At 25.3% G+C, this 1598-nt stretch carries 1 protein-coding gene; it reads left to right on the top strand.

The window, feature by feature from the left end; genetic code table 11:
• Window positions 1–1571: hypothetical protein (locus AVBRAN12637_RS09645; protein WP_336615825.1), on the top strand; the 1571-nt coding region annotated here is incomplete at its 5' end.
• Between the last annotated feature and the right edge of the window lie 27 nt (window positions 1572–1598).

The following is a 1598-nucleotide window of genomic DNA, read 5'->3' as shown; positions in this document are numbered from 1 at the left end:
TGAATATTGCAAGCGATATTAAAGAAGAAGTAACTGAAATCATTGCAAAAAATGATAATTCTTTAAATACAGATAATGTGCCAGAAATTGCTCCAAATAAACCTAGTGATGATTTAGTTATTCCAAGTAATCCAAATACGACACCAGATACGCCAAGTAATCCTGATAATAATACAAGCACACCAGAAAATAAGCCAAATGATAATAATGTGGCAATACCTGATGTGCCAGTGATTAAAGATGAAAAAGAATGGACTAAATTAGAACCTTCTATACCTAATAAATACTTTGCTAATAACAATGTAAATAGTTATTATTACTATTCAGAAGATTTAAATTCTAAAAGTGCAGCAAGTCTTAATTTAGGAACTATGACACTTGATTTATATGGTAGAAAATTAGAAAACGATAAGAGTGTTAAATCTTTTGATTATTATACTTTAGATGGTAAAAAGAATACTCTTACTAGCAATAGCTACAATGTTTCTGATTTAGGAACTAAAGAAATCAAAACTCAAAATTATAACTTGCAAAATACTAGTCTTAATACGCCTAATGCTGAAAAGAATTTAGAATATTCATCAGATTATGCTAGTTTTAGTGCAAATAAAAATGAATTAAAAGCTCAATTAATTGGTATTAATTATGATTTAAGCAAATCAGATTTATCTCATTTTACAACTTTAAAAGATGATTGGAATAGTTTTAAAAGTGATATAGAAAAAAATAATCAAACAGCTATTAATTATTACTCAAATACAAATTCTGCCGCTGAACTTGATTTATCAAGAGGACTTTTAACTTATTATTCAAAAGAGCAAACTAAAAAAGATGGTAGGGATAGTGCTTATAATTTAAGATATTTTGTTATGAACCATAATTATTTACAAATGCGTGAATATGATATAGAAGATTTAGAATACAACGGCTATACAATGAATTTTCAAGCTCCTACTGTTGTAGATTCAACTTCGGATCATTATAGAACTACTGCTTATGTCAATAAAGAACAAATTGAATACACTGCAAAAAATGGTAGTTTGGATTTAAATATTTTAAATATAAAAGAAAATTTAAAATTTACTAATTCTTCAAATTATAGAAAGCAATTAGCTGATTGGGATAATGAGAAAACTAAATTCTTTACAGAATTTTATACAAACCCAGCTCAAGAATTTTATTATGCTGATACGAAAAATAATTATGTTAAGTTAAAGCCAAGTGATTCGTATTTTGCTAGTTATAGTAAGATTAATGATACTTCTGATGTTTTATTTGAATTACAGAATAGTAAATTACTAGGAGTGTATAATAAAAACAATGTAATAACTAGAATAAATCCTCAAGTAAATTCAACTATGGATATTGATAATTCTCAATATAAATTAAAAATTGATAGCAATGAACTTGATAAGACTTCTATTAAATTAGAAACGGAAGCAAGTAAGGCTAAATTACAAATAGAAAGCAAAATAGCAAATGAGGATTTAAAGATAAAAACAGATGAATTAAAAAAATCTTTAAATATTTCAGATATAAATAAAAAGATTAATGAGATTAAAAATAAGTAAGGAATATATATGAGAAAACTTGTAATT

Origin of the sequence: Campylobacter sp. RM12637 (assembly GCF_020137645.1) — a bacterium.
Lineage (GTDB): Bacteria > Campylobacterota > Campylobacteria > Campylobacterales > Campylobacteraceae > Campylobacter_E.
The sequence above is the reverse complement of the archived record's forward strand: the minus strand, read 5'-3'. Positions and strand labels throughout refer to the sequence as shown.